Origin of the sequence: Pseudomonas sp. CP-1 (assembly GCF_021213715.1) — a bacterium.
Classification (GTDB): Bacteria; Pseudomonadota; Gammaproteobacteria; order Pseudomonadales; family Pseudomonadaceae; genus Pseudomonas; species Pseudomonas aeruginosa.
Genome location: NZ_JAJQKY010000050.1, coordinates 1 through 3,108, shown reverse-complemented (window position 1 = coordinate 3,108; position 3,108 = coordinate 1). Strand labels below are relative to the sequence as shown.

General features: G+C 64.7%; 1 protein-coding gene. It reads left to right on the top strand.

Annotated features, from left to right (window positions below; genetic code table 11):
- Window positions 1–3,108: condensation domain-containing protein (locus tag LT948_RS32955; protein WP_232197165.1), on the top strand; the 3,108-nt coding region annotated here is incomplete at both ends.

Here is a 3,108-nt window from a genome sequence, read left to right as displayed (position 1 = left end):
GAGCGGATGCCGCTGAGTCCGAACGGCAAGCTGGATCGCAAGGCGTTGCCGCGACCGCAAGCTGCTGCGGGGCAGACGCATGTTGCGCCGCAGAATGAAATGGAGCGACGTATCGCGGCCGTCTGGGCGGACGTGCTGAAGCTGGAGGAGGTGGGCGCCACCGACAACTTCTTTGCCCTGGGTGGCGATTCCATCGTTTCGATCCAGGTGGTGAGTCGATGCCGTGCGGCGGGCATCCAGTTCACTCCGAAGGACCTGTTCCAACAACAGACCGTACAGGGGCTGGCGCGAGTCGCCCGCGTAGGGGCTGCGGTGCAAATGGAGCAGGGGCCTGTGAGCGGCGAGACGGTGTTGTTGCCGTTCCAGCGGTTGTTCTTCGAACAGCCGATTCCCAATCGCCAGCACTGGAACCAGTCATTGCTGTTGAAGCCGCGCGAGGCCCTGAATGCGAAGGCACTCGAAGCGGCCTTGCAGGCCCTGGTCGAACATCACGACGCATTGCGTCTGCGCTTCCATGAAACGGACGGAACCTGGCATGCCGAACATGCCGAAGCAACGCTGGGCGGTGCGCTGCTCTGGCGTGCCGAGGCGGTGGACCGACAAGCGCTGGAGTCGCTCTGCGAGGAGTCGCAGCGCAGCCTGGACCTGGCCGACGGCCCACTGTTGCGGAGCCTGTTGGTGGATATGGCCGACGGCGGCCAGCGTCTGTTGTTGGTGATCCACCATCTGGTGGTGGACGGGGTGTCCTGGCGCATTCTGCTGGAGGATTTGCAAAGGGCTTACCAGCAGAGCCTCCGTGGGGAAGCTCCGCGGCTGCCTGGCAAGACCAGCCCGTTCAAGGCCTGGGCCGGCCGAGTGAGCGAGCATGCCCGTGGTGAGTCGATGAAGGCGCAGTTGCAGTTTTGGCGCGAGCTGCTGGAAGGTGCGCCGGCCGAGCTTCCGTGCGAGCATCCGCAAGGCGCTCTGGAGCAGCGTTTCGCCACCTCCGTGCAGAGTCGCTTCGACCGCAGCTTGACCGAACGCCTGCTGAAGCAGGCGCCGGCAGCCTACCGTACCCAGGTCAACGATCTTCTGCTGACCGCCCTGGCGCGAGTGGTCTGCCGTTGGAGCGGCGCCTCTTCAAGCCTGGTACAGCTGGAAGGGCATGGGCGCGAGGAGCTGTTCGCCGATATCGACCTGAGTCGCACCGTCGGTTGGTTCACCAGTTTGTTCCCGGTGCGCCTGAGCCCGGTCGCGGATCTTGGCGAGTCCCTGAAGGCGATCAAGGAACAGTTGCGTGCGATTCCCGACAAGGGCCTGGGTTATGGCTTGCTGCGCTATCTGGCTGGAGAGGAAAGTGCCCGGGTCCTGGCGGGGTTGCCGCAGGCGCGGATCACTTTCAATTACCTGGGCCAGTTCGACGCTCAGTTCGACGAGATGGCTCTGCTGGACCCGGCTGGCGAAAGCGCGGGGGCAGAGATGGACCCCGGCGCTCCGCTGGACAACTGGCTGAGTCTCAATGGCCGGGTGTTCGACGGTGAACTGAGCATCGACTGGAGCTTCAGCTCGCAGATGTTCGGCGAGGACCAGGTGCGTCGCCTGGCCGATGACTATGTGGCTGAGCTGACGGCGCTGGTCGACTTCTGCTGCGATTCGCCACGGCATGGCGCGACGCCTTCCGATTTCCCGCTGGCGGGGTTGGACCAGGCGCGTCTGGATGCCCTGCCGGTCGCGCTGGAAGAGGTCGAGGACATCTATCCGCTGTCACCCATGCAGCAGGGCATGCTGTTCCATTCGCTGTACGAGCAGGCATCGAGCGACTACATCAATCAGATGCGTATGGATGTGTCCGGCCTCGATATCCCGCGCTTCCGCGCAGCCTGGCAGTCCGCCCTGGACCGGCACGCGATCCTGCGCAGTGGTTTCGCCTGGCAGGGGGAGCTGCAGCAGCCCTTGCAGATCGTCTATCGACAGCGCCAGTTGCCCTTCGCCGAAGAGGACCTGAGCCAGGCGGCGAATCGGGACGCCGCGCTGCTCGCGCTGGCTGCGGCCGAGCGCGAACGCGGTTTCGAATTGCAGCGTGCGCCACTGTTGCGGCTGCTGTTGGTGAAGACTGCCGAAGGTGAGCACCACCTGATCTACACCCATCATCACATCCTGCTGGACGGATGGAGCAATGCCCAGTTGCTCAGCGAGGTGCTGGAGTCCTATGCCGGACGCTCGCCGGAGCAGCCCCGGGATGGCCGCTATAGCGACTACATCGCCTGGCTGCAGCGGCAGGACGCGGCAGCTACCGAGGCATTCTGGCGCGAGCAGATGGCGGCTCTGGACGAGCCGACGCGATTGGTCGAGGCACTGGCTCAGCCGGGACTGACATCGGCCAACGGCGTCGGAGAGCACCTGCGTGAGCTGGACGCAACGGCTACCGCGCGGCTCCGGGATTTCGCCCGGCGCCACCAGGTCACTCTCAATACCCTGGTCCAGGCGGGCTGGGCGCTGCTCCTGCAACGCTATACCGGACAACACACCGTGGTCTTCGGCGCCACCGTCTCCGGGCGTCCTGCCGATCTGCCGGGTGTCGAGAACCAGGTCGGGTTGTTCATCAATACCTTGCCGGTGGTGGTAACGCTGGCTCCACAGATGACCCTCGACGAACTGCTGCAGGGGCTGCAACGGCAGAACCTGGCGTTGCGCGAACAGGAGCACACGCCTCTGTTCGAGCTGCAGCGCTGGGCGGGGTTCGGCGGCGAGGCGGTTTTCGACAACCTGTTGGTGTTCGAAAACTACCCGGTGGACGAGGTGCTCGAACGGTCCTCCGCTGGAGGCGTGCGTTTCGGTGCCGTAGCGATGCACGAGCAGACCAACTATCCGCTGGCCCTGGCGCTGGGTGGCGGGGATAGCTTGTCACTGCAATTCAGCTACGATCGCGGACTGTTCCCGGCCGCTACGATCGAGCGCCTGGGTCGCCACCTGACGACTCTGCTGGAGGCATTCGCCGAACATCCGCAGCGACGTCTGGTCGATCTGCAGATGCTCGAGAAGGCGGAGCTTAGCGCTATCGGCGCTATCTGGAACCGCAGCGATTCGGGCTATCCGGCAACGCCGCTGGTACACCAGCGAGTGGCCGAG